The sequence below is a fragment of the Methylococcus sp. S1M genome (assembly GCF_051295855.1).
GTDB lineage: Bacteria > Pseudomonadota > Gammaproteobacteria > Methylococcales > Methylococcaceae > Methylococcus > Methylococcus capsulatus.
Window position 1 is genome coordinate 277,053 of sequence record NZ_JBPDXO010000001.1, and the last position, 20,608, is coordinate 297,660.

The following is a 20,608-nucleotide window of genomic DNA, read 5'->3' on the forward strand; positions in this document are numbered from 1 at the left end:
TCACGTTCGATGGCATGAAGGGCCGCACCATGGGACTGTTCACCCTGCCCAAGAATTCGGTCGTCCAGACCGGCAAGACCCATCCAGCGCCCGAAAGCGCGCGGCGCGTGAAGATCGTCCAGGTCTACCGCTGGGATCCGGATGCCGGAGGCAATCCCCGCCTGGATACTTACCACGTCGACGTGGACCGCTGTGGTCCGATGGTGCTGGACGCCCTGATCAAAATCAAAAACGAGATCGACAGCACCCTGGCGTTCAGGCGATCCTGCCGCGAGGGCGTATGTGGTTCCTGTGCGATGAACATCGACGGCCGCAACACGCTGGCCTGCATCAAGCCGCTGAGCGACTGCGGCGATCCGGTCCGGATCCATCCGCTACCTCACCAGCCGGTCATCAAGGACCTGGTGCCGGATCTGACCCATTTCTACGCCCAGTATGCCTCGGTCAAGCCGTGGATCGAGGCACAGACCCCACCACCTGCGGATCGAGAGCGCCTCCAGAGCAAGGCGGAGCGTGCCGAACTGGACGGTCTGCACGAATGCATCCTATGTGCGTGCTGTTCCACCGCTTGCCCCAGCTACTGGTGGAACGGGGATCGTTTCCTGGGGCCGGCCGCCCTGCTCCAGGCGTACCGCTGGATAGCCGACAGCCGGGACGAGACCACTGGCGAGCGGCTGGATGCGCTGGAAGACCCCTTCAAACTGTTCCGGTGCCACACCATCATGAACTGCACCGATGCCTGCCCGAAGGGCCTCAATCCGGCGCGGGCGATCGCCGAAATCAAAAAACTACTGGTCGAGCGACAAAAATGAGCCAACGGGGCCGGCTGCTGTGGAGCTGCCGCCGGGGAATGGCCGAACTGGACCGCGTGCTCGCCCTTTATGTGCACGGTGCCTATCAGGAGGCAGACGTTTCCGAACGGCAGGCGTTCGAGCGCCTTTTGGATTTGCAGGACGCCGACCTCTGGCGTTGCCTGACCGGCCTCGCCCGCCCCGAAGACCCGGCGCTGGCCGCCCTGGCGGCCAAACTCCGGACTCTGGTCGGACAGGCAGCATGCTGATCGTGGAGCCGGCCTCCTCGCGGATTCATTCGTTGGCTGTCTGTGCCGTCGGGCTGCTGGCTTTGGCCGGCATCTGGGGCGCGGGCATGTCGTTGTCGGTCAGACTGGGACTCACTCTGTGTTTGGCGGGATACCTCGCGTTCCTTAGGAGCCAGCGGCGTTTTGGCGCCCGTCTCGACGGCGTGGGCGCCTGGAGCGTGACCACGGCCGGTGGAGAGGCATTCCCGGCGAAGCTGAAGGGATCGGGTTTCTCGTCTCCCTTCTGCGTGGTGCTGCATTTCTCGACGGCGTTCGGCAAGGTGACGGTTCCTGTATTCAGGGACAGCGTCGACGCCGAAACCTATCGTCGCCTCCGCGTCCATCTGCGTTGCCGCGTGGCTTCGCAGCGAGGCCGGAATGCCGGCCTTCTTCATTGAAACGACACCGATGAGCCGTCTGCGCATCTGCCGTACCCCGGCCTTCGCCTATCCGCTTCCGCCCGCGGGCCCGACGGATGCGGCATGGCACGCCCGGCTGTGCGAGGCGCTGCGGCGCCATCTCTCGCCCGCGGCCGCGGCCCTCCTGGCCGAGCCCGTGCCGAGCGAGGATGGCGCATGGATCGAGTGGTACACCTCGCTGGCGGGCCAGCCCATTCCACTGACTTCTCTGTCCGGCGAGGCCTCACGGCGTGCGCGCAACCTGCTGGAGGACCGGCTCCAGGCCATGGTGGCGCTGGCAGGGCGGCTGGCGGCCGCCGATCCGGAACTGGCTGATGCGATGCGCCGGGCGGCGAGTTTCCCGGACCAGTCCGCGATCTACGTGGTCGACGGCCAACCGGTAATGACCTTCTGGGGCTACGGTACAGCTACATGGCCCGAGCCTGCCGCTTCTTCGCCTGCAGGCCGGTCGTCGGCGAAGCTTTTCCGCCAGCCGTGGCCGGTTCTGGCCGGCTTGATCTTGGCCGCCGGTCTGGGATGGGCCGGTTTTCTCTTCGACCTGTGGCGCTGGCCACCCTGGGGGCCGGATCATGCCGCCATGCTCGCGGCTGAAAAGGAGACCGGTCACGAGCTGCGGCGTGTCCTGCTCGCACGCCAGTCCGATCTGGCGCTGGCCCTGGGGCGATGCGCGCTCGAGGCACAGCGTGATGCTCTGGCGCGGGAGGGAGAGCTGTTGGCTGGAAAACTGGAAGCACTGACGGCCGAGCTGGCTGCAGGTCTGGATACCTGCCAGGGTGAGGCGGCGCTCGACGCTTTGTCGAAGGAACGCGACGCATTGAGCGGCCGGCTCGCCGGTCTGCAGCGGGACCTGGAAGCCGCGCTGGAAAAATGCGGCGGCGCCAGACTGAGCGGCGAACGGGCCAAGTCGGCCAGGCTGCGCGCCAAGCTGACCGCTCTGCAAGCCCAGCTCGCCGTCAAACTGAACCGCTGCGGCAAGAAGCCGCCCGGCGACACTGCCGAAACGGGCTCGCTGCCTGCCGTCTCGCCCATTCCGGAACCCTCGCCCAGGCCGGCCCAGGCGGCGGGGAGTCTGCCGCCCTGTCCCGGCGAGCGTCCGCCGGAGGATGCGCCGGACGTCGCGATCGTGCTGGACGCTTCCGGCAGCATGCGCATTCCGTCTGTTCTGGACGGCAACGGCGCCCAGCTCATCGCCCGCTTCGAGCGCTGCATGACGGACAGCGGGCTGCTCGCCCCCGTGGTCTGTGGCGACCTCATCGGCGCCTACGAATCGATCATCCAGGGCGGTCGCGGGCCGACCCGGCTGATGGCAGCCCAGAAGGCCGTCAACAACGTGGTCGGCGGTCTGCCCGGCGACGTCGACGTCGGCCTGGTGGTCCTCGAGGACTGCCCGCAGGCATCCGATTACGGTATGTATGACGGCGCCCGCCGGGGGCAGCTCCTGCAGCGGGTCAACGGCCTGATTCCGCGCAAGGGCACGCCGCTGGGCAACGGCATCGTGCAGGCGGCGAACAAGGTGGATGGTGTGCGGGCGCCGGCGGTCATGGTCGTCGTATCCGACGGCAAGGACAGTTGTAACGCGGACCCCTGCGCCATCGCCGCGGCGGTCAAAGCCGCCAAACCCAAACTCAAGATCAACGTAGTGGACATCGTCGGTGACGGCGCCGTCGGCTGCATCGCGAAGGCCACCGGTGGCGAGGTGCTCACCCCCCAATCGGGCATGAGCCTGGACCAGATGGTGCGCCGGGCCGCCAAGGATGCCGAGAAGCCGGAACATTGCAAATGACCGGCGCCGGGTCCCAAGGCCCGAATCCCTGCCCACCCCGGCGGCGGATCACCTGAGTTTGGCGACCCAGCCCTCGGTTTTGCCGGTCGGATTCGTGCCATAACCGGCAATCACATCACGGCTTACGGACGCGGCGGCGGACTGTTTGCCTCCGGGGAGGAAGCCAATGCCCTGGAACGAAGGCTTGGCATGGGCCGCGGGGGATACTGCCAATGCGAGAACCAGGCAGGTTACGGAGGGAATTGTCCTGAACGTGCCGGCCGCCCGTGAAAGGGCGCCCAACACCGCCGCAATCCCTGCGCCACGGGCGTGAGTTCAAGACAATTCGAGCGGAGGGGGTGCACGGACGGGCGGAGTACCCCTCCGCTGGCAGGTAAAATCACACGGGTCGTGTGGTTTCTGGCATGTCCGGCAGGCGTCCGGCAGATTTCCGGACCGCCGTTCTCAGTTGTCGACGATCCGGATCGAGTCGTCCTTGGGCGCGTATTTGTCGATGCTGCCTTCTTCGCTGAGCTTGATCATCAAGCGGACTTCGTTCTTGGAATCGGCGGAGTAGAGGGCATCCTCGTAGCCGATCCTGCCCGCCTTGAACAATTCGAACAGCGCCTGGTCGAAGGTCTGCATGCCCTGTTCGCGCGACTGTTTCATCACGTCCTTGAGCTTGTGGACCTCGCCCTGGCGGATCAGGTCGGAGACCAGAGGGGTATTGATGAGGATTTCCACCGCCGGATAGCGCCCCTTGCCGTCGGCGCGCCTGACGAGCTGCTGGGCGATGATGGCACGCAGGTTCAGCGACAGGTCCATGAACACCTGCGGATGCATGTCTTCCGGGAAGAAATGGAGGATGCGATCCAGCGCCTGGTTGGCGTTGTTGGCGTGCAGGGTGCTCAGGCAGAGGTGGCCGGTTTCGGCGAAGGTGATGGCCTGCTGCATGGTCTCGCGGGTGCGGATCTCGCCGATGAGGATCACGTCCGGCGCCTGCCGCAGGGTGTTCTTCAGCGCGACTTCGTAGGATTCGGTATCGATGCCGACCTCGCGCTGGGTGACGATGCAGCCCGCGTGCGGGTGTACGAATTCCAGGGGATCCTCGATGGTGATGATGTGGCCGCTGGAGTGCTCGTTGCGGTACTTGAGCATCGCCGCCAGCGACGTCGACTTGCCGGTGCCGGTCGCGCCCACGAACAGGATCAGGCCGCGCTTGGTCATGACCAGGTCGTTGAGGACGGAGGGCAGATTGAGCTGTTCCACGGTGGGAATCTCGGTCTCGATCCTGCGCAGTACCATGCCGGGACTGTTCCGCTGCACGAAGGCGCTGACCCGGAACCGGCCCAGTCCGGCCGCGGAGAGGGCGAAGTTGCATTCGTTGGTGTTCTCGAACTCGTCGCGCTGGCGCTGGTTCATGATCCCGAGGACGAGCTGGCGCACCTGGTCGGTGGAGAGTTTGGTGCTGGACAGCGGCACGATGGCGCCGTTCAGCTTCATGCAGGGCTCCTTGGCCGCGGTGATGAAGAGATCGGACGCTTTCTTCAGTACCATCAGCTTGAGCAGCGATTCGAATTCCATGGGCGGGCTCCTCGCCTAGAACGCGGCTTTGTTGACGGCGACTTCGCGGGCGACCTGCCGGGTGACGATCCCTTTCTCCACCAGCTCCTGCAGGTGCTGGTCCAGGGTCTGCATGCCGTCCTTGCGGCCGGTCTGGATCGTCGAATACATCTGGGCCACCTTGGCCTCGCGGATCAGGTTGCGGATGGCCGGTGTGCCGACCATGATCTCCCAGGCCGCGGTCCGGCCGCCGCCGGCCTTCTTGACCAGAGCCTGCGAAATAACCGCTTGCAGCGATTCCGACAGCATGGAGCGGATCATCTCTTTCTCCGCGGCGGGAAATACGTCGACGATGCGGTCGATGGTCTTGGCGGCGGAACTGGTGTGCAGGGTGCCGAACACCAGGTGGCCGGTCTCGGCCGCGGTCAGCGCCAGGCGGATGGTTTCCAGGTCGCGCATTTCCCCCACCAGGATCACGTCCGGGTCCTCCCGCAATGCGGAGCGCAGGGCTTCGTTGAAGCCCAAGGTGTTACGGTGCACCTCGCGCTGGTTGATCAGGCATTTCTTGCTCTGGTGGACGAACTCGATCGGATCCTCGATGGTCAGAATGTGAGAATAGTCGTTGGAGTTGATGTAATCGATCATGGCCGCCAGCGTGGTGGACTTGCCCGAACCCGTCGGGCCGGTGACCACGATCAGGCCGCGTGGCTGGCGGGTGACATCCTGGAAGAATTTCGGACAGCCCAGTTCCTCCAGTGTCAGGACCTTGGAAGGAATGGTGCGAAATACGGCCGCCGCGCCCCGATCCTGGTTGAAGGCGTTGACGCGGAAACGGGCGACGCCCGGAAGCTCGAACGAGAAGTCGGTTTCCAGAAATTCCTCGAAGTCGCGGCGCTGTTTGTCGTTCATGATGTCATAGATGAGGGCGTGCACTTCCTTGTGCTCCAGCGGAGGCACGTTGATGCGCCGGATGTCGCCGTCGACGCGGATCATCGGCGGCAACCCAGAGGAAAGATGCAGGTCGGAGGATTTGTTCTTGACCGAGAAGGCCAGCAGTTCGGCGATATCCATCGGGCGCAGTCGGGTAAAATCCGAGACCGCAAAAGTATAGCCAACGGTGGATGGAATGCTGGAACTCCAGGAGAATTTGCAGGCGGTGCGGCAGAGAATCCGGGCGGCGGAGCAGGCTTGCGGGCGCCCGGAAGATTCGGTGCGTCTGGTGGCCGTCTCGAAAACCCAGCCCGCCGCGGTGTTGCGTGCGGCCTACGACCTGGGTCAGCGGGAGTTCGGTGAGAACTATCTGCAGGAGGCCATGGAGAAACAGGACCTCCTGGCCGATCTCGACATCGTCTGGCACTTCATCGGTCCGATCCAGTCGAACAAGACCCGTCTCCTCGCCGAGCGCTTCGACTGGGTGCATAGCATCGACCGCCTGAAGATCGCCCAGCGCCTCAACGATCAGCGTCCCCCGGGGAGGGCCCCCTTGAATGTCTGCATCCAGGTCAACATCGGCGGGGAACCGACCAAATCCGGCGTGACGCCGGCCGCCGTGGCCGAGCTGGCGCAAGCGGTCGCTGCCTTGCCGCGGCTGCGCCTCCGGGGCCTGATGGCGATTCCGGCGCCGACCGCCGACGAACGGGAGCAGCGCGCCGCGTTCCGCCGCCTGCGGGAACTGCTGGAAGGACTCGGGATGCCGGGGCTCGACACCCTTTCCATGGGCATGTCGGACGACCTGGAGGCAGCAGTGGCGGAAGGGACAACCTTGGTACGCGTCGGAACCGCGATTTTCGGCCGGCGTCCGCCGGCCAAGGGGTGAGCATGGGATTCCGGCAAGGCGTACCGTTAAATATGATAATCGGAATTGTTCAGTCGGGAGAAAAGGGGAAATGAAGCATAAGACCTTGGGGTTCATCGGGGCAGGCAACATGGCCTCGAGCCTGGTGGGAGGGCTGGTGGCCGACGGTTATCCGGCCCGGACCATTTGGGTGTCGGACGTGGATGAGGCGAAGCTGGACGCGCTTTCTCTGAAGTTCGGAGTCAACGTGAGCGGGGACAACCGGCAGGTGGCGAGACTGGCGGAAATCCTGATCTTGGCCGTGAAGCCGCAGATTCTGCGGGAAGTGGCGGAGGGGCTGGCCGACATCGTTGCGGAAACCCGGCCGCTGATCCTGTCGGTCGCGGCCGGTGTCGCAGAGTCCTCCCTCGACCGCTGGCTCGGCGGCGACCAGGCCCTCGTCCGCTGCATGCCGAACACCCCGGCTCTGGTCAAGAGTTCCGCCACCGCGCTGCATGCGAACGGCAAGACGACCTCAGCCCAACGTAGCGAGGCCGAAAGCATCCTGCGCGCCGTCGGTGTGACCGTCTGGGTCGAGCGGGAGGAAGCGCTGGACGCCGTCACGGCGATTTCCGGCAGCGGACCGGCCTACTTTTTCCTGCTGATGGAAGCGATGGAAAACGCCGCCGCCAGCCTGGGGCTCGATCCCGAGACCGCACGCCTCTTGGTGCAGCAGACAGCGCTCGGAGCCGCCCGCATCGCCATCGAGTCCGAAGAAGGTCCGGCCCAGCTGCGGCAGAGGGTGACCTCTCCCAAGGGAACGACCGAGCGGGCGATCGGCGTGTTCGAGGAGCGGGGGCTGCATGAGATCGTGAGAGATGCCGTGGCGGCGGCTCATGCCAGAGCGGTCGAATTGGCGCGGGAACTGGGGGCTTGAGCGATGGACCTGGGCTATCTCGTCAATCCCGCGGTGTTTCTGGTGGAAACACTGTTCGGCCTGTATATCTTCGCCGTACTCCTGCGCTTCCTGCTGCAATGGACCGGGGCGGATTATTACAACCCCATATCGCAATTTCTGGTCAAGGTGACCCATCCGCCGCTTCGGCTGCTGCGACGTTTCATTCCGGCGATGGGACGGATCGACACCGCCTCGCTGGTGCTGATGCTGGTGTTGCAAACGGTGGCGAGCTATCTGGTATTCCTGCTGCAGGGCGCCGCCGCGGTATCGGTTGCGGCCCTGGCGGTATGGTCGGTTCACGATCTGCTCGATCTGGTATTCAACATCTTTTTCTTCTGCATCATCGCTCGTGCCCTGCTGAGCTGGTTCGGGCGGATGCCCTACCATCCGGCCGCCTCGCTGCTCACCAGCCTGACCGAGCCACTGCTGCGCCTCAGCCGCCGCCTGCTGCCGCCGGCAGGCGGGCTGGATTTCTCGCCCCTCCTGCCGCTGATCGGCATCCAGTTGGCCCGGATGTTGATCCTCCCGCCGCTCCAGCATTTGGCGGCGCTTTTGAACTGAGGCGGCAACGGCCGGCCCCGTGCCGGCCGCCATGAAGGACGCCTCTTTCCCGGAAGAGGCCGGCATGAAAACTGGGTGTCCGGGGGCGCGCCGGGGCAGACGGCGCGGGGCGGGCATGAAAATGGCGGCGGCATATGGACTACCTGATCCTTGCTTTGGGTGTTGCTTTCGTTCCGATCGCGCTGGCCTACGGGTTGCTGCTGAAGCCCAAGCGGGCCGAAGCGGCGCTGCGACGGAGCGCGTTCCATCTGCGCGAAGCGCAGCAGGTGGCCAATCTCGGCAGTTGGGAACTCGATCTGGTGCAAGGCCGGCTGGAATGGTCGGACCAGGTGTTCCGGATTTTCGAGATCGATCCCGAACGGTTCGAGGCGTCCTACGAAGCCTTCCTCGCCCTCGTGCATCCCGACGACAGGGAGAGGGTAGACGCGGCCTACCGCCGCTCGATCGCCGACAGAGGGTCCTATGAAATCGTCCATCGGCTGCTCATGCCAGACGGCCGCGTCAAACACGTCCGCGAGCGTTGCCAAACCTTTTACAGCGAAGATGGGCGGCCCTTGCGATCGGTGGGGACGGTATGGGACGTCACATCCTTTCATGAAACCGAAGAGAAACTTCACCGACTCGCTGCCATCGTGGAATCGACCGGTGACACCGTCATCGTCAGCGATCTCCAAGGCAGAATCCGTACCTGGAACAAAGGCGCGGAACGGATGTGGGGCTATGCGGCAGAGGAAATCATAGGGCAGCCGGTCACCGTTCTGCCACCGCTCGCAAAGCAGGGCGAACCGGGGCAGATATTGCGGCGAGTCATCGATGAGCACGAGGTCGTCCGTTTCGAGAGCCGGGGTCTGCACAAGGACGGCCGCGATTTCCCGATATCGCTGACGGTTTCGCCGCTTTTCGACGCCGAAAACCGCCTGACCGGCGTATCCGCGATCATTCGTGACATCACGGAAATGGAACGGCTGAAAGCGACGTTGCAGGAGCGGCTCAAATTGGTGGAAATGGTCTTCCAATACAGTGTCTCGTGCCTCGTCGTTCTGGATCCCCAGTTCAATTTCATCCGTGTCAATCCGGCCTATGCGCGGGCCTGCCGCCGGGATGTCGCCGAGTTCGAAGGCCGCAACCATTTCGAGCTATACCCTTCGGATGCCCGGTTCATCTTCGAGGAGGTCGTGCGCACCCGCCAGCCGTTCGAAGCGGTTGCGCGCCCTTTCACATTTCCGGACCAGCCGGAACGGGGCGTCACCTACTGGGACTGGAACCTGGTGCCGGTTCTCGACGGCAAAGGCGAGGTCGAATACCTGCTGTTCTCTCTGGTCGACGTGACCGACAGGCAGAAGGCCACGGCGCAGCTGCGCCTGATCGAAACCGCCTTCCAGCATACCCGCGATGCGGTGCTGATCACCGACGCCCGGGCCCGGATCCTGCAGGTCAATCCTGCTTTCGAAACCATCACCGGCTACAGTGCCGGGGAAGTGGTCGGACGCACGCCCAGAATGCTCCAGTCCGGGCGTCATGACGGCGCTTTCTACCGGCGGTTCTGGCAGGCGCTCGAGACCGAAGGGCATTGGAGCGGCGAGATCTGGAACCGCCACCGGGACGGTCACATTTTCCCCGCATGGCAGTCGGTATCGGCGGTCAAAGGCCCCGATGGCAGCACGACCCACTATGTCAGCATCTTCACCGACATCAGCGAGTTCAAGCGGGCCGAAGCGCAGATCCGCTATCTCTCCTACCATGACGATCTCACGGGCCTGCCGAACCGGGCCTATTTCCAGGCGCGGCTGGACCAGCTCATCGAAGCTGCGGCACGGGACCGGAGGCAGATCGCCCTGGTCGTGCTCGATCTGGACCGTTTCAAGACCATCAACGATTCGCTGGGGCACAGCGTGGGCGACGAGCTTCTGTGCCAGGTAGCTGAGCGAATCCAGGACTGTACCGGACAGGGTGACTTCGTGGCTCGCCAGGGGGGTGACGAATTCGTCGTCATCCTGGCAGACTCCGATGCCGTTCGGGCGGCGCGGGTCGCGAACGCGATGATCTCGGCCATAGCGAAACCTGCCGTCGTCGGTGGCCGGACACTGATCGTGACGCCGAGCTTAGGGATCAGTCTCTATCCCCACGACGCCGGCGACTCCGAGAGCCTGATCAAGAGCGCCGACGCGGCGATGTACCACGCGAAGTCTTTGGGCCGCAACACCTACCAGTTTTTCTCAGCGGAAATGAGCGCCGTGGCCACCGAGCGGCTGGCCCTGGAAAATGCCTTGCACCAGGCCCTGTCGAACGGGGAGTTCCGGCTTTATTATCAGCCACAGATCGAGGTCTGCTCCCGCCGGCTGATCGGGCTGGAAGCGTTGATCCGCTGGCGGCATCCGGAGGTGGGCTGGGTGCCGCCGCTACGCTTCATCCCGTTGGCCGAAGAGACCGGCATCATCCATCGGATCGGTCGATGGGTTCTGGAGGAGGCCTGCCGCCAGCAGCGCGAATGGCAGGCCGCAGGTCTGTGCATCGTTCCCGTCGCGGTCAACCTGTCACCGCTGCAATTGCAGAAGGACGATTTCCCGGAACAGGTGGAAGCGTTGCTGTCCGGCTGCAGACTGGCGCCGGGACTCCTCGAACTGGAGCTGACCGAGACGGCGGTCATGCGCGACGTCGGACGGATGTCCGACATGCTGCGGAAACTGAAGGAGCGCGGCACACGCTTTTCCATCGACGATTTCGGCACCGGCTACAGTTCGCTCGGATACCTCAACCGTTTTCCGGTCGACAAGCTGAAGATCGACCAGTCGTTCATTCGTGACGTGACCCGCAGGGAAGACCATGCCGCGATCACTCGGGCCATCATTGCCCTGGCCAAGCAGCTGCACTTGAAGGTGGTCGCCGAGGGCGTGGAGACTGCGGAGCAACTCGAATTCCTCGAACGGGCCGGGTGCGACGAGGTACAGGGGTTCTACTTCAGCCGGCCGGTGCCGGCGGATGAGATCGCCGGTTGGTTGTCCCGGGAGGGCGCGGTTCAGGATCGCCGGTAGACCAGATCCCACACGCCGTGTCCCAGGCGCTGACCGCGCTGTTCGAACTTGGTCGGCGTGCGGTAAGCGGGGCGTTCGCTGAAGCGCCCGTCCGGCGCCTGGTTTACCAGCGTCTCGCAGCCGTTCAATACCTCCAGCATCTGCATCGCATAATCCTCCCAGTCGGTGGCGGCATGGAACACGCCTCCCGGCGCCAGGCGGGAGGCGGCCAGCCGGGCGAATGCCGGCGAGACGAGGCGGCGTTTCTTGTGCCGCTGCTTGTGCCAGGGATCGGGAAAGAACACCAGGATCCGCGCCAGGGCGCCTTCGGGGATGCAATTCTCCAACAGTTCGACGGCATCGACCCGGAACACCCGGACGTTGTCCAGTCCCCGCCGCTCCAGCTCGATCAGCAGATGGCCGATGCCGGGAGGATGGACTTCCGCGCCGATGAAGTCCTCTGCCGGCAGGCTCTGGGCCATCGCTGCCAGGCTTTCGCCGTTGCCGAAGCCGATTTCCAGGGTGAGCGGCGCCCGTCGGCCGAATACGGCCGCAGGGTCGAACGCCGCTTCCGGATCCAGGCCATAGCGCGGCCACAGGTTTTCCAGGGCATTCTTCTGCGAGGCGGTGATGCGGCCTTGCCGGAGCACGAAGCTGCGGATGCGGCGGGGCGGGTCGGCGTTCAGCGTATCGGTCATGGTCGTGGCGGGGGAGCGCCGAGGGAGTGGATTCAGCCCGCGTTCCCCCGGCGGAGGTGTTCAGCGGCGGAAGAACAGGTTCAATATCAGGCTGATGATGAGGCTGATCACGATCATGGAGGTGATCGGGATGAAAACGTAGCGGTTTTCGTCGCCCAGCCGGATATCGCCGGGCAGCCGACCGAACCAGCCGAGCAGGCCGGGCGCGAGATGCAGCAGCGCGCCCAGGGCGGCGATACCGAGTCCGACGACGATCAGCAGCTTAGCCAGAGACATGGCGGGCCCTCGGGTCAGGAACGAGATGTGGCCAGATTACCAGCAGCCAGGCGATGAGTGCGAGCGTCCAGCCGATGCCCGTGGGTACGACGCGCAGTTCGCCCAGCGCGGGATCGCGCAGAGCCAGGCTCAGCCCTTCCGGCGTGTCGAGCCGCAGGTAGCCCAAGCCGGCGGTGTCGGCGAAATCCCTGAGTTCCGTCTCGTGCAGCCAGGACAGGTACAGACTGCCGTCGTTTCCGCGCCGATGGCTGGTATCGGCGGAAGCGTCCAGATAGGCGGTGGTGGTCACCGGGGCCAGGATGTCGGCCTTTTCCCAGAATCCCAGCGGCCGGTTTTCCCGGTCGAGCCGCGGTATCGGCACCGGCTTGACGTCGCCGACGCCGACGATGAGCCCTTGGACTTCACCCGGCTTGATCTTGAGCTCCGGTCTGACCGGGTCCTCCGGCGTCTGCTGGCCATCGCTGAGGAACACCAGGCGCGGCGCCGGATCGCGTTTCTTGACGATGCGCAGCGCGGCGTTGAGCCCCTGGGCGATGAAGCTGTCGGCGGCCCAGGCCATGCGCCAGTCGACGTGCTCCAGCACGTCTTCGATCACCCCGGCGTGGCGGCAGACTTCCAGCGGCTCGAACAGCAGTTCCACGTTCTGGGTCGTGAACAGGCCGAGACCGGCTTGCGAGCCGCAAGGCAAATCGGTGATGGCGCGGCGGATGGCGGCCTTGGCGAAGCCCAGCCGGTCGGCTGGCAGCCCTTCGAGATGATAGTCACGGGCGTTCATGCTCTGGGTGATGTCGAGCACGAACAGGTAGCGGAACACCGGCCGTTCCAGCGGAATCCGGGGATCAGCCCATGCCAGCAGGGTGAGGACCGCGGCGGCCGCCAGCCCCGCGAAGGGCCGGCCGACACGCGCCTTCATGGCCCCCCCCCGGGGATGCCGGGCAGGGTCGAGAACACGGAGGACTTGGTGCCCTGCCAGTTGGCTTTTTCCTTTTCCTTGGGCGGCGGCGTGATGCGGAAGGCGTACTCGAGATTGAAACGTGCATCCTGGTCGTCCGGTTTCAGCCGCAGGGCCTCTTTGAGATTTTCCTTGGCGAGCGTCACCAGAGCGTTGACGCGCGCATATTCCAGCACACCGTGCGAGTTCCACAGGCCGGCCGCCTCCCGCAAGTAGATCGTGCCCATGTTGTAGTGGACCCGTTGCCGGAAGGCGGGGGAGGGGTCGTTCCGGAGCGTATGGTAGAGCCGCAACGCTTCCCGGTAGTCGCCGCCGAGGTCCAACGCCTGCGCCTTGGCCAGGATCAGTTCCGGTGCCGTATCCTCGTCCAGCTCCAGGCTCCGCGGATCCGCGATGGCGGCATTTTCCCGTGCCACGACGACCAGGTGGCAGCCAGCCCATCCGGCCAGTCCCAGGCCGAGGACGAGCAGCCCCAAGGCCGCGTTTTCGCGCAGTCTGGCCTGCGTCACCATGCGTGCACCTCCAGGGATTTGGCGGCGAGGAGCGGCAGGAGCAGGATCAGGGCGCAGCCGTAGCACCATCCGGACAGGTCCTTGCGCGGGACTTTCTCGAGATAGCGCAGAGGCTGGTTGGCCAGCCGTCCGATATCGGCGATGGCTTCTTCCACTGCCCGCGGATTCGTCGCCTCGTAGGCTGTGTAGGGCACTCCCAGACTCTGGAAGTATCGGTGCAGCAGGTATTCGGGCGATGCGTCGTCGCTGGCTCCCGTGGGTGGCCGGTCCAGCGGAGCGCTGTTCGTGCTGCGGAGATAGATCCAGTACAGGCGCGACTGGCTGTCCTGGAACCATTGCCGGATCATGTCCTGCGATTCCTCCTCGATACGGGTGGCGCCATCGGAGACCAGCAGAATGATACGGGCGCCGGTCGCAGGCCGGCCATTGAAAAAATCCAATGCCATGGCCAGACCCGGCGCAATGTTCGTGATGCCGTGGCCGCGGTCGCCAACGCTGTCTATGGCGGCCAGCACCGCCTCGCGGTCCTGGGTCAGAGGCATCACGTAGCGCGGTGCGGCGCTGAAGGCCACCATGGCGAACAGATCGTCGCCGCGCCGGCGGACGAAGTCCGCGAGCAGCCGGCGGGCGACGGCGTTCTTGGACTCCCCGGCGGTACCGCCGAGGTACCGTCCCGAAAAGTTCTCGTTCATGCTGCTGCTGCGATCCATGAGCAGGACGATGTGGGCGCCGGTGCCCAGCCGCTCCTCCCATTGCTCCAGAGCGTAAGGGCCAGCGATGCCGGCGGCGAGTGCCGCCAACGCCAGCGAGGTGAGGGCGCGCAGTCCACGGTCGATGGCAACGGACAACCGGTCTTCCGGCATCATGGCCAGGCTGGAATAATCGACCGCCGGCTGGCCCGGACGCAACCAGGGTAGCAGAGCACCGGCGCCGAGCAGCAGCCACCAGGGGGAGACGAATCCGAAGCTCATGACCGCCGCCTTTCCAGTCGCTGGGCGAGGTGCGCGAGCTTCAGGCAAAGCGGGTAGACTCCGTCATCGGAGTCTTCCGCAAAGAACAGCCGTCGGGATGCGGCGAAAAATTCGCTCAGCAGCCCGCGAAGACCGATGAATTCCGGATGGCGAGCGAGGAAAGCCTCCAGGTCGTCACCGAACACCGCTTCGCCGGCGGTCTCGTTCAACGCGCGGTGCAGGATGAGGCAGGCCGGCCGGCCCGCCAAAGGCTGATTCGCCAGTCGCCGCAATTCGCGGCTGGCGCGGCGGAACGGCAGCGGCCCGGCGAGTATCGGCAGGAGACCGCGCAGCCACAGCAGGTAAAAGCCGGCCCCCGCGCCCAGAGCCAGGCCGAGACCCAGCCACGGCCCGTAAGGCGCAAACGGCCGGGGTTCGGCCGGCCGCGTGGTCCGGATCATCACTTTCTCGTCGGGGATGCCCGGAGGGATCAGCGGCATGAAGCTGACCGGCAGCGGCGGCACTTCGACGTCGGGCGAACCGCCGGTGCCCGAGAAACGCAGCCGCAGAGGCGGCAGCTCGGCGGTTTCCGGCCCGCGCACGCCATGGAAGACCTGATAGGTGATGCGGACCCGTGTCCGTTCGCCGGCCGAGTCGGTTTCGACCTTGCGAATCTCCGCCCATTCGTTGATCGGACCGGGAGCGGGGAGCGAGGCGGGGTCGATTCGGCCGCCATGGACGGAGACCACGACATCGCGCACGATCAGATCGCCCATCGTATGGGTGACGGTGTGACCGTCTTGGCTCTCCAGCCTCGCCGGCACGGCCCGGTCGCTCATACTCGTCAGCCAGGCGGCAGCCGCCACGATGGCGAGCATACTGGCGAGCGGCAGGGTGAACTTGCGCATGAGGCCGCCTTTCAGGTTTCGTAGAAATACCGGGTCAGTGCGTCGGCGTCGAGGCGGTCTTCGAGCAGGAAGGGTTCGCGGGCGCCGTGGCGGACAGCCAGCTCCCGCAGACGCTCCCGCCGCGCCTGGAACACGTCCCGGAATCGGCGCTTGAGGGCCGGGCGCATGAACAATCGCCGTCGCTGGCCGGTTTCGGGATCGCGCAGATGGATCAGGCCCCAGTCGGGGAGCGCGTCGTATTCGGCCCGGCTCCACACGGCGACCGGTACCACGTCGTGCGGACGCAGTGCGTCGAACAGCGACTCCAGGAAGGCATCATCCAGATGAAAGTCGGACACCAGCAGCACCAGGGCCCTGCCGCGTCCGAGATGGGGCACGGCGGCTTCCAGGGCCGCAGCGCTGCGGGCATCCGGGCGGATCCGGGCGAGATTTGCGGCCGTGTCGGCGGGCAGACCGCCCTTGTGCCAGCGCAGCGGGAGGCTGACATCCCAGCGGATGGTCTCCCCGCAGACGATGAGGCCGAAAGGATCGCCACTGCGGTAGGCGGAATAAGCCGCGGCCGAGGTGAATTCGGCCAGGACCTGCACCTTGTCGGCGTAACCCATCGAAGCCGACAGGTCGGCGAGCACGAACACGGGGATGGCGCTGCGCTGGCGGAAAGTCTTCACCATGAGTTGCCCAAAGGGATCGTTCAGGGTGGCATGGGAATCGATGTTGCGCGGGTCGGGGAAGGCCGCAAACGGCTGGTGTCCTGCGAATTCGTAGCCGCCGCCGGTCCGGTGGCTGGCATGGCGGCCGGGATGCGCGCCGGCGGCACGCCAGCGGACCCGGTAGTGGAACTCCGGGATCACGGCGCCGCGACCTTTTGCCGGATGGCGTGCAGGAGTTCATCGATCAGCGCCGTCCGCCGCAGCTCGTACACCGGATTGAAGAATACACGGTGGCCGATGGTCTCGCGGAACACATCATGGATGTCCTCCGGAACGAGGTAATCGCGCCCGTCCAGCCAGGCGGCGACCCGGGCGGCGCGCATCATCATGCTCACACCGCGGGCGCTGGCTCCGGCCAGGATCAGCCGGTCCATGTCGATGCCCTCTAGTTTCACGCCGTAGTCGGCCGGGCGGCGTGTGGCCTCCCACAGGTCCAGCGCATACTGCTGCAGGGTCTCGCTGGCCGTGACCGATTGCTGGATGACGGGCGCGATCTGCGGGATTTCACGGTAGGGCAGGATGCCCGGAGTCAAGGTATCGAGCAGGCGGTCGACGTCGTGGAATTTCGGGTCGAACATCAGGGCGCGTCGCAACGCGGGGTCGGCCGGCGTCTCGACGTGCAGTTCCATCATGAAGCGGTCACGTGCCGCCGAGGGAATCTCGAAGGTTTCCTCTTTCTCCACCCGGTTGCGGTCGGCGAAGACTTGCAGGTAGGGAAAGAAATGCTCGCGGTTGAAAGCGCTGACGGCATGCTCGGCCATGATCCGCAGCAACAGCGAATGCACCTGCGGGCGGGCGCGGTTGACCTCGTTGAAGAAGAAGACGGAGAGTTCCTCGCCGTGCTTGAGGACGGGGCCGGGTTCGACCTGCGGCTTGCCGAGCTCGTTGATGTAGGTGTGGTAGACCAGGTCATTCGGCATCAGGTCGATGGTGCCTTCGACCCGTTCGTAGGCGCCGCCCAGGCAGCGGGCCACGGCCCTCAGCAGGGTGGTCTTGCCGACCCCCACATCGCCTTCGAGCATCACATGGCCGCGGGCGAAGACGGCGATCAGGATATGACGGATGGGGCGTTCCAGCCCGATCACGGCCTTGCCGACTTCGCGCTCGAAAGCCAGCGCGCGCTGGCGCCAGTCGGCGAGTCGGGATTGTTTCAGGTCAGCGGACATGGCCAATATCGAAAGTGCGGGGTCTCAAAACGAGCGATGCCCGGCGCCGCCGGGCATCGGGGGACGTCGGGCCGACCCGCGGCGCTCAGCCCTTGCCGCCCTGTTCGGCGGCGATGAGGTCATCGAAACGCCTCAACTGCAGGCGGGTGAATTCGATCAACTGGTAGCCGACGTCGAACACCAGCTTGTACAGGGCAGGCGCGAGGTAGACCTTGTAGCCGACATAGCCCAGGGCGCCCATGCCGACCAGAGCGGCGATGACCGTGGGAAATCCGATGCCCGCGAAGATGCGGATGACCTGGAACATGATGTCCAGCGGCAGCAGGATCAGCAGGCCGGCATAGACCAAAATGATGAAGCTGAAGAACACGAAGGTGACGAACTTGAATACATAGGCCAATATCAGGTTGATTTTCATGTGTTTTGCCCTTCCCGGGATTTTTCTAATCGAAGTCTGGATCTCGGTCCGGTCGCCGGGTGCGGATCGGGATGGCGGCACGCCGGGAGCGGGACACAACCTCAAAATGTGCGGCATTCTAGCACAGCTTGGCGTCCAAGCTTGGAAACCGACGGCCGGAAGGGGGTTAAAAAAACAGGCCCCGCAGGGCCTGTTTCTCCGGAAGCATCCGGGAGCGGGAAATCAGATGACGCTGACCTGATCCGCCTGCGGACCTTTCGCGCCCTGGACTTCCACGAAGCTGACTCGCTGTCCTTCCTTCAAGGTCTTGAAACCCTCGCCCAGGATGGAGCGGAAATGGACGAACAGATCGGCGCCACTCTCACGCTGGATGAAGCCGTATCCTTTTGTCTCATTGAACCATTTGACGGTGCCCTGCTGAACTTGACTCATCTCTCTCATCTCTGTCAGTGTGGATCGAACTATGCCGCTGCCGACGGCGACCGGGCGAACTGGTAGCAGGAGATCGATGGCACAAGTGGCTTTACCGGGAAGGGTACCGCGATGAATCCGCTGCCGCGTTTCCCAATACGCAGTCCGGCGTAGCATACAGAAGCGATATGAGGTTTTCAAACTCCAGATTTTCGCCGTCGAATCCCATTCCTCCCCAGTAGAACCGGGCATTCGCCGCGTGTACCGTGACCGCCCCCGCGAATCCATCCCGTACCGGGAATTCGGCGAGCGACCAGCCTCCGACGTCCCCCAATCGCGACGGAATTCCGAGCCAGCGCGGCGGGCCTTCGAGGCTGGACACGCAGTGCTGAAGGCCGAGCGTCACGCCCTCTCCCGTGGCCTTGCCCAATGCTTCCTTGCGCACCCAGAAGCGGAAGAAAGCGCGCGTCGCCGCGTCGTCATCCAGGCCGTCGAGCTCCCTCCGTTCGCTCGGTGCCAGACAACGCCGGGCCAGCCCATCGAGACGAGCCAGGGAGCGCCATGCCTCGACGTCGATCCCGACCGGGGATTGCCAGGCCAGCGCCAGCGCGATCGCGCCGCCGGAGTGGCTGAGGTTGAACTGAAGCCCGGATTCGACGCCTTCGCCACGTAGTGCCGGTTTGCCATGGGGGCCGGTCACGAAGCCGAGCGAGGCCGGTTCGCGGTTGAGATAATGGCCGAGCACGCCCCGCAGCAGCCTGCGCCCGGTCACGAACTGGAACCGCGCCGCGGCCATACCGAAGCGGGCCGCGCGGAGGGTTTCTTCCTCGCAAAGCCAGTTCTGCGCCAGGGCGGACAGGCGGCTCAGATCCCCATGCCAGACATGAACCTGGCCGGCCTGGAGTGCCGCGAGCGAAGGCACGGGAGCATCGGATTCGGTACTGCTGGGCGTGGGTAAGCTTCTCGGTTCCAAAGGGATTGCAGATGAGGAATCCGGCATTCGGAGGTGAATTGTATTTCCGGTGGAAGCGGATGGCGAGCTTGTCTCCGGCCACACAATTCCGGAGGATAGCCCGCTCCAAACCCCTCCCCGACAAGGATTCCACCATCCCCATGACATCTGCACCCCCGTTGCGTCGCCGTCACGACCGCATCATCCTCGCCGGACTGATCGGCAACGTGATGGAGTGGTACGACTTTGCCGTTTACGGCTATTTCGCCGTTGTGATCGGCAAGCTGTTTTTTCCGGCGGATGATCCCGCGGCTTCGCTGATCGCCTCGTTCGGAGCGTTCGCCGCTGGCTTCATCGTCAGGCCGGTCGGCGGATTGCTATTCGGCCGGATCGGAGACCGCCTGGGGCGGCAGCAGGCACTCACCTGGTCGGTCATGGCAATGGCCGTGCCCACGGTGCTCATGGCGTTCCTGCCGACCCATGCTTCCGCCGGTATCGCCGCCCCGGTTGCCATCGTCCTGCTCCGCATCGTTCAGGGCTTGTCCGTCGGCGGGGAATTTACCAACTCCCTCGTGTTTCTGGTGGAGAATGCGCCGGGCGAACGTCGGGCCTTCACCGCAGTGTGGGGAAGTTGGGGCGCATCTGCGGGCATACTGCTGGGATCGGGTGCAGGTGATCTGCTGACCCATGTCCTGAGTGAAGAACAAGTCCTGAACTGGGGCTGGCGTTTGCCGTTCCTGGCCGGGGGGCTGGTGGCGCTAACGGGTTATTGGCTCCGCCAGGGGCTGGAGCCGGAACTTCCGAATGCGGAACACGCCAGCCCGGTCCGGGCCGTGTTCGCCAGGCACAAAGGGGCAATGCTGCGGGTTGCGCTGCTGAACCTCGGTTTCGGCGTGGGCTTCTACGCCGCTTTCATCTATGCCGTGAGCTACATCAAGAACATCGACCATCTGCCGGACGCGACGGTTTTCAATCTGAACACCTGGGCGATGGCTCTGCTTCTGGTCCTGCTGCCCGCCGCAGCCTGGGCGTCCGACCGGTTCGGCCGCAAGCCGGTGCTGGTCGCCGGCTTCGGCCTGCTCGCCCTGGGCGCGATTCCCTTGTTTCATCTGATCCACACCGCCGGCCCTCCCACCATCTTTCTGGGCGAAGCCGGCTTTGCACTGACCATCGGTTTGATCAGCGGCGGCATCGTCGCCACCAACGTCGAGCTGGTGCCGGCGGAGGTACGCTGCACCGGTCTGGCCTTTGCCTACAATGCGGCGGTGGGGTGCTTCGGCGGCAGCACACCGCTGATCGCGGCGTGGCTGATCGACCGGACCGGCAACCCGCTCACGCCTGCCTACTGGATCGCGGCAACGGCCACGGTGTCACTGATCACGCTCGTCGCATTCGTGCGCGAGTTCCATTTTCACATGCCCCGCTAAGCCGTGTCCGGCACGCCGCCGGCCATTTCCTGATCTGGCAGATCGCACCGCATGGGGCCAGGTTCGCCTCACGCAAGAATCGGCTCGATCCCGGCGTTTACC

The 20,608-nt window shown here is 64.9% G+C and carries 22 protein-coding genes; 9 read left to right on the forward strand and 13 right to left on the reverse strand.

The genetic code is table 11. The features are described from left to right. The first annotated feature begins 29 nt into the window (after positions 1 to 29). Genes ACSHWJ_RS01195 through ACSHWJ_RS01210 form a run of 4 tightly spaced genes read left to right on the forward strand, consistent with a single transcriptional unit; the run spans position 30 to position 3,280 of the window. Positions 30 to 812: a succinate dehydrogenase iron-sulfur subunit gene (locus tag ACSHWJ_RS01195; protein ID WP_010960814.1), complete on the forward strand. Its 783-nt coding sequence runs from the start codon at positions 30 to 32 to the stop codon at positions 810 to 812. Further along, entirely contained in the window at positions 809 to 1,060 is a 252-nt protein-coding gene (locus ACSHWJ_RS01200) for a succinate dehydrogenase assembly factor 2 (protein ID WP_218800094.1), read from the forward strand. Before ACSHWJ_RS01195 ends, ACSHWJ_RS01200 begins: the two co-directional genes overlap by 4 nt. Beyond that, complete coding sequence (locus tag ACSHWJ_RS01205) at positions 1,054 to 1,476, forward strand: protein YgfX (protein WP_017365686.1); 423 nt, start codon at positions 1,054 to 1,056, stop codon at positions 1,474 to 1,476. Before ACSHWJ_RS01200 ends, ACSHWJ_RS01205 begins: the two co-directional genes overlap by 7 nt. A gap of 10 nt (positions 1,477 to 1,486) precedes the next feature. After that, complete coding sequence (locus ACSHWJ_RS01210; protein WP_432539182.1) at positions 1,487 to 3,280, forward strand: VWA domain-containing protein; 1,794 nt, start codon at positions 1,487 to 1,489, stop codon at positions 3,278 to 3,280. Positions 3,281 to 3,724: 444 nt separating this feature from the next. On the opposite strand, the gene ACSHWJ_RS01215 is transcribed toward ACSHWJ_RS01210, so the two are convergent. Both ACSHWJ_RS01215 and ACSHWJ_RS01220 read right to left on the reverse strand, forming a co-directional pair. Beyond that, a complete protein-coding gene (locus ACSHWJ_RS01215; RefSeq protein WP_218797746.1) occupies positions 3,725 to 4,843 on the reverse strand; it encodes a PilT/PilU family type 4a pilus ATPase in 1,119 nt (372 codons plus the stop codon). A 15-nt stretch (positions 4,844 to 4,858) separates the two neighbouring features. Next, on the reverse strand, positions 4,859 to 5,893 hold the full coding sequence (locus tag ACSHWJ_RS01220) for a type IV pilus twitching motility protein PilT (RefSeq protein WP_010960809.1): 1,035 nt from the start codon (positions 5,891 to 5,893) through the stop codon (positions 4,859 to 4,861). A gap of 55 nt (positions 5,894 to 5,948) precedes the next feature. On the opposite strand from ACSHWJ_RS01220, the gene ACSHWJ_RS01225 reads away from it, so the two are divergent. The 4 genes from ACSHWJ_RS01225 to ACSHWJ_RS01240 all read left to right on the forward strand — a co-directional run bounded on the left by ACSHWJ_RS01225 (position 5,949) and on the right by ACSHWJ_RS01240 (position 11,147). Then, a complete protein-coding gene (locus ACSHWJ_RS01225; protein WP_010960808.1) occupies positions 5,949 to 6,638 on the forward strand; it encodes a YggS family pyridoxal phosphate-dependent enzyme in 690 nt (229 codons plus the stop codon). Positions 6,639 to 6,708: 70 nt separating this feature from the next. Further along, the gene (gene proC / locus ACSHWJ_RS01230; RefSeq protein ID WP_017365682.1) at positions 6,709 to 7,533 is read left to right on the forward strand and encodes a pyrroline-5-carboxylate reductase; all 825 of its coding nucleotides are present in this window, start codon (positions 6,709 to 6,711) and stop codon (positions 7,531 to 7,533) included. A 3-nt stretch (positions 7,534 to 7,536) separates the two neighbouring features. Continuing rightward, a complete protein-coding gene (locus tag ACSHWJ_RS01235; protein ID WP_010960806.1) occupies positions 7,537 to 8,115 on the forward strand; it encodes a YggT family protein in 579 nt (192 codons plus the stop codon). Positions 8,116 to 8,249: 134 nt separating this feature from the next. Further along, positions 8,250 to 11,147, forward strand: coding sequence for an EAL domain-containing protein (locus tag ACSHWJ_RS01240; RefSeq protein WP_017365681.1), 2,898 nt, complete (start codon positions 8,250 to 8,252; stop codon positions 11,145 to 11,147). Here the strand turns inward: ACSHWJ_RS01240 and trmB are convergent. From trmB to ACSHWJ_RS01295, 11 genes are all read right to left on the reverse strand, one after another. Continuing rightward, positions 11,132 to 11,824 carry a tRNA (guanosine(46)-N7)-methyltransferase TrmB gene (trmB, locus tag ACSHWJ_RS01245; RefSeq protein ID WP_218797745.1) on the reverse strand — a complete coding sequence of 231 codons (693 nt, stop codon included), beginning with the start codon at positions 11,822 to 11,824 and terminating at the stop codon, positions 11,132 to 11,134. The genes ACSHWJ_RS01240 and trmB overlap by 16 nt on opposite strands. Positions 11,825 to 11,884: 60 nt before the next feature. Next, complete coding sequence (locus ACSHWJ_RS01250; protein ID WP_017365679.1) at positions 11,885 to 12,100, reverse strand: DUF2905 family protein; 216 nt, start codon at positions 12,098 to 12,100, stop codon at positions 11,885 to 11,887. Beyond that, complete coding sequence (locus ACSHWJ_RS01255; protein WP_017365678.1) at positions 12,087 to 13,013, reverse strand: vWA domain-containing protein; 927 nt, start codon at positions 13,011 to 13,013, stop codon at positions 12,087 to 12,089. Before ACSHWJ_RS01255 ends, ACSHWJ_RS01250 begins: the two co-directional genes overlap by 14 nt. Next, complete coding sequence (locus ACSHWJ_RS01260) at positions 13,010 to 13,564, reverse strand: hypothetical protein (protein ID WP_017365677.1); 555 nt, start codon at positions 13,562 to 13,564, stop codon at positions 13,010 to 13,012. Before ACSHWJ_RS01260 ends, ACSHWJ_RS01255 begins: the two co-directional genes overlap by 4 nt. Then, on the reverse strand, positions 13,558 to 14,535 hold the full coding sequence (locus tag ACSHWJ_RS01265; RefSeq protein ID WP_017365676.1) for a vWA domain-containing protein: 978 nt from the start codon (positions 14,533 to 14,535) through the stop codon (positions 13,558 to 13,560). Before ACSHWJ_RS01265 ends, ACSHWJ_RS01260 begins: the two co-directional genes overlap by 7 nt. Beyond that, positions 14,532 to 15,422, reverse strand: a complete 891-nt coding sequence (locus ACSHWJ_RS01270; RefSeq protein ID WP_218797744.1) for a hypothetical protein — start codon at positions 15,420 to 15,422, stop codon at positions 14,532 to 14,534. Before ACSHWJ_RS01270 ends, ACSHWJ_RS01265 begins: the two co-directional genes overlap by 4 nt. Positions 15,423 to 15,433: 11 nt before the next feature. Further along, on the reverse strand, positions 15,434 to 16,273 hold the full coding sequence (locus tag ACSHWJ_RS01275) for a DUF58 domain-containing protein (RefSeq protein ID WP_010960799.1): 840 nt from the start codon (positions 16,271 to 16,273) through the stop codon (positions 15,434 to 15,436). Then, on the reverse strand, positions 16,270 to 17,298 hold the full coding sequence (locus ACSHWJ_RS01280) for an AAA family ATPase (RefSeq protein WP_010960798.1): 1,029 nt from the start codon (positions 17,296 to 17,298) through the stop codon (positions 16,270 to 16,272). Before ACSHWJ_RS01280 ends, ACSHWJ_RS01275 begins: the two co-directional genes overlap by 4 nt. 85 nt (positions 17,299 to 17,383) lie before the next feature. After that, on the reverse strand, positions 17,384 to 17,716 hold the full coding sequence (locus tag ACSHWJ_RS01285) for a hypothetical protein (RefSeq protein ID WP_041361058.1): 333 nt from the start codon (positions 17,714 to 17,716) through the stop codon (positions 17,384 to 17,386). Between the two features lie 222 nt (positions 17,717 to 17,938). After that, positions 17,939 to 18,148 (reverse strand): cold-shock protein, encoded by a 210-nt coding sequence (locus tag ACSHWJ_RS01290; protein ID WP_010960796.1) that lies wholly within the window; start codon positions 18,146 to 18,148, stop codon positions 17,939 to 17,941. Between the two features lie 91 nt (positions 18,149 to 18,239). Continuing rightward, positions 18,240 to 19,049: a 4'-phosphopantetheinyl transferase family protein gene (locus tag ACSHWJ_RS01295; protein WP_432539183.1), complete on the reverse strand. Its 810-nt coding sequence runs from the start codon at positions 19,047 to 19,049 to the stop codon at positions 18,240 to 18,242. A gap of 191 nt (positions 19,050 to 19,240) precedes the next feature. Here ACSHWJ_RS01295 and ACSHWJ_RS01300 point away from each other — a divergent pair, with 191 nt between their 5' ends. After that, positions 19,241 to 20,506, forward strand: coding sequence for an MFS transporter (locus ACSHWJ_RS01300; protein WP_432539184.1), 1,266 nt, complete (start codon positions 19,241 to 19,243; stop codon positions 20,504 to 20,506). Positions 20,507 to 20,608 lie beyond the last annotated feature (102 nt).

Bases quoted from the DNA above. Each gene is read 5' to 3' on its own strand.
- ACSHWJ_RS01210 (WP_432539182.1), top strand. From the start codon at position 1,487: ATGAGCCGTCTGCGCATCTGCCGTACCCCGGCCTTCGCCTATCCGCTT.
- ACSHWJ_RS01220 (WP_010960809.1), bottom strand. From the start codon at position 5,893: ATGGATATCGCCGAACTGCTGGCCTTCTCGGTCAAGAACAAATCCTCC.
- ACSHWJ_RS01200 (WP_218800094.1), top strand. From the start codon at position 809: ATGAGCCAACGGGGCCGGCTGCTGTGGAGCTGCCGCCGGGGAATGGCC.
- ACSHWJ_RS01255 (WP_017365678.1), bottom strand. From the start codon at position 13,013: ATGAAGGCGCGTGTCGGCCGGCCCTTCGCGGGGCTGGCGGCCGCCGCG.
- ACSHWJ_RS01265 (WP_017365676.1), bottom strand. From the start codon at position 14,535: ATGAGCTTCGGATTCGTCTCCCCCTGGTGGCTGCTGCTCGGCGCCGGT.
- ACSHWJ_RS01250 (WP_017365679.1), bottom strand. From the start codon at position 12,100: ATGTCTCTGGCTAAGCTGCTGATCGTCGTCGGACTCGGTATCGCCGCC.
- ACSHWJ_RS01195 (WP_010960814.1), top strand. From the start codon at position 30: ATGGGACTGTTCACCCTGCCCAAGAATTCGGTCGTCCAGACCGGCAAG.
- ACSHWJ_RS01270 (WP_218797744.1), bottom strand. From the start codon at position 15,422: ATGCGCAAGTTCACCCTGCCGCTCGCCAGTATGCTCGCCATCGTGGCG.
- ACSHWJ_RS01280 (WP_010960798.1), bottom strand. From the start codon at position 17,298: ATGTCCGCTGACCTGAAACAATCCCGACTCGCCGACTGGCGCCAGCGC.
- ACSHWJ_RS01260 (WP_017365677.1), bottom strand. From the start codon at position 13,564: ATGGTGACGCAGGCCAGACTGCGCGAAAACGCGGCCTTGGGGCTGCTC.
- ACSHWJ_RS01300 (WP_432539184.1), top strand. From the start codon at position 19,241: ATGACATCTGCACCCCCGTTGCGTCGCCGTCACGACCGCATCATCCTC.
- ACSHWJ_RS01215 (WP_218797746.1), bottom strand. From the start codon at position 4,843: ATGGAATTCGAATCGCTGCTCAAGCTGATGGTACTGAAGAAAGCGTCC.
- ACSHWJ_RS01205 (WP_017365686.1), top strand. From the start codon at position 1,054: ATGCTGATCGTGGAGCCGGCCTCCTCGCGGATTCATTCGTTGGCTGTC.
- ACSHWJ_RS01285 (WP_041361058.1), bottom strand. From the start codon at position 17,716: ATGAAAATCAACCTGATATTGGCCTATGTATTCAAGTTCGTCACCTTC.
- ACSHWJ_RS01240 (WP_017365681.1), top strand. From the start codon at position 8,250: ATGGACTACCTGATCCTTGCTTTGGGTGTTGCTTTCGTTCCGATCGCG.
- ACSHWJ_RS01235 (WP_010960806.1), top strand. From the start codon at position 7,537: ATGGACCTGGGCTATCTCGTCAATCCCGCGGTGTTTCTGGTGGAAACA.
- ACSHWJ_RS01225 (WP_010960808.1), top strand. From the start codon at position 5,949: ATGCTGGAACTCCAGGAGAATTTGCAGGCGGTGCGGCAGAGAATCCGG.
- trmB (WP_218797745.1), bottom strand. From the start codon at position 11,824: ATGACCGATACGCTGAACGCCGACCCGCCCCGCCGCATCCGCAGCTTC.
- proC (WP_017365682.1), top strand. From the start codon at position 6,709: ATGAAGCATAAGACCTTGGGGTTCATCGGGGCAGGCAACATGGCCTCG.
- ACSHWJ_RS01290 (WP_010960796.1), bottom strand. From the start codon at position 18,148: ATGAGTCAAGTTCAGCAGGGCACCGTCAAATGGTTCAATGAGACAAAA.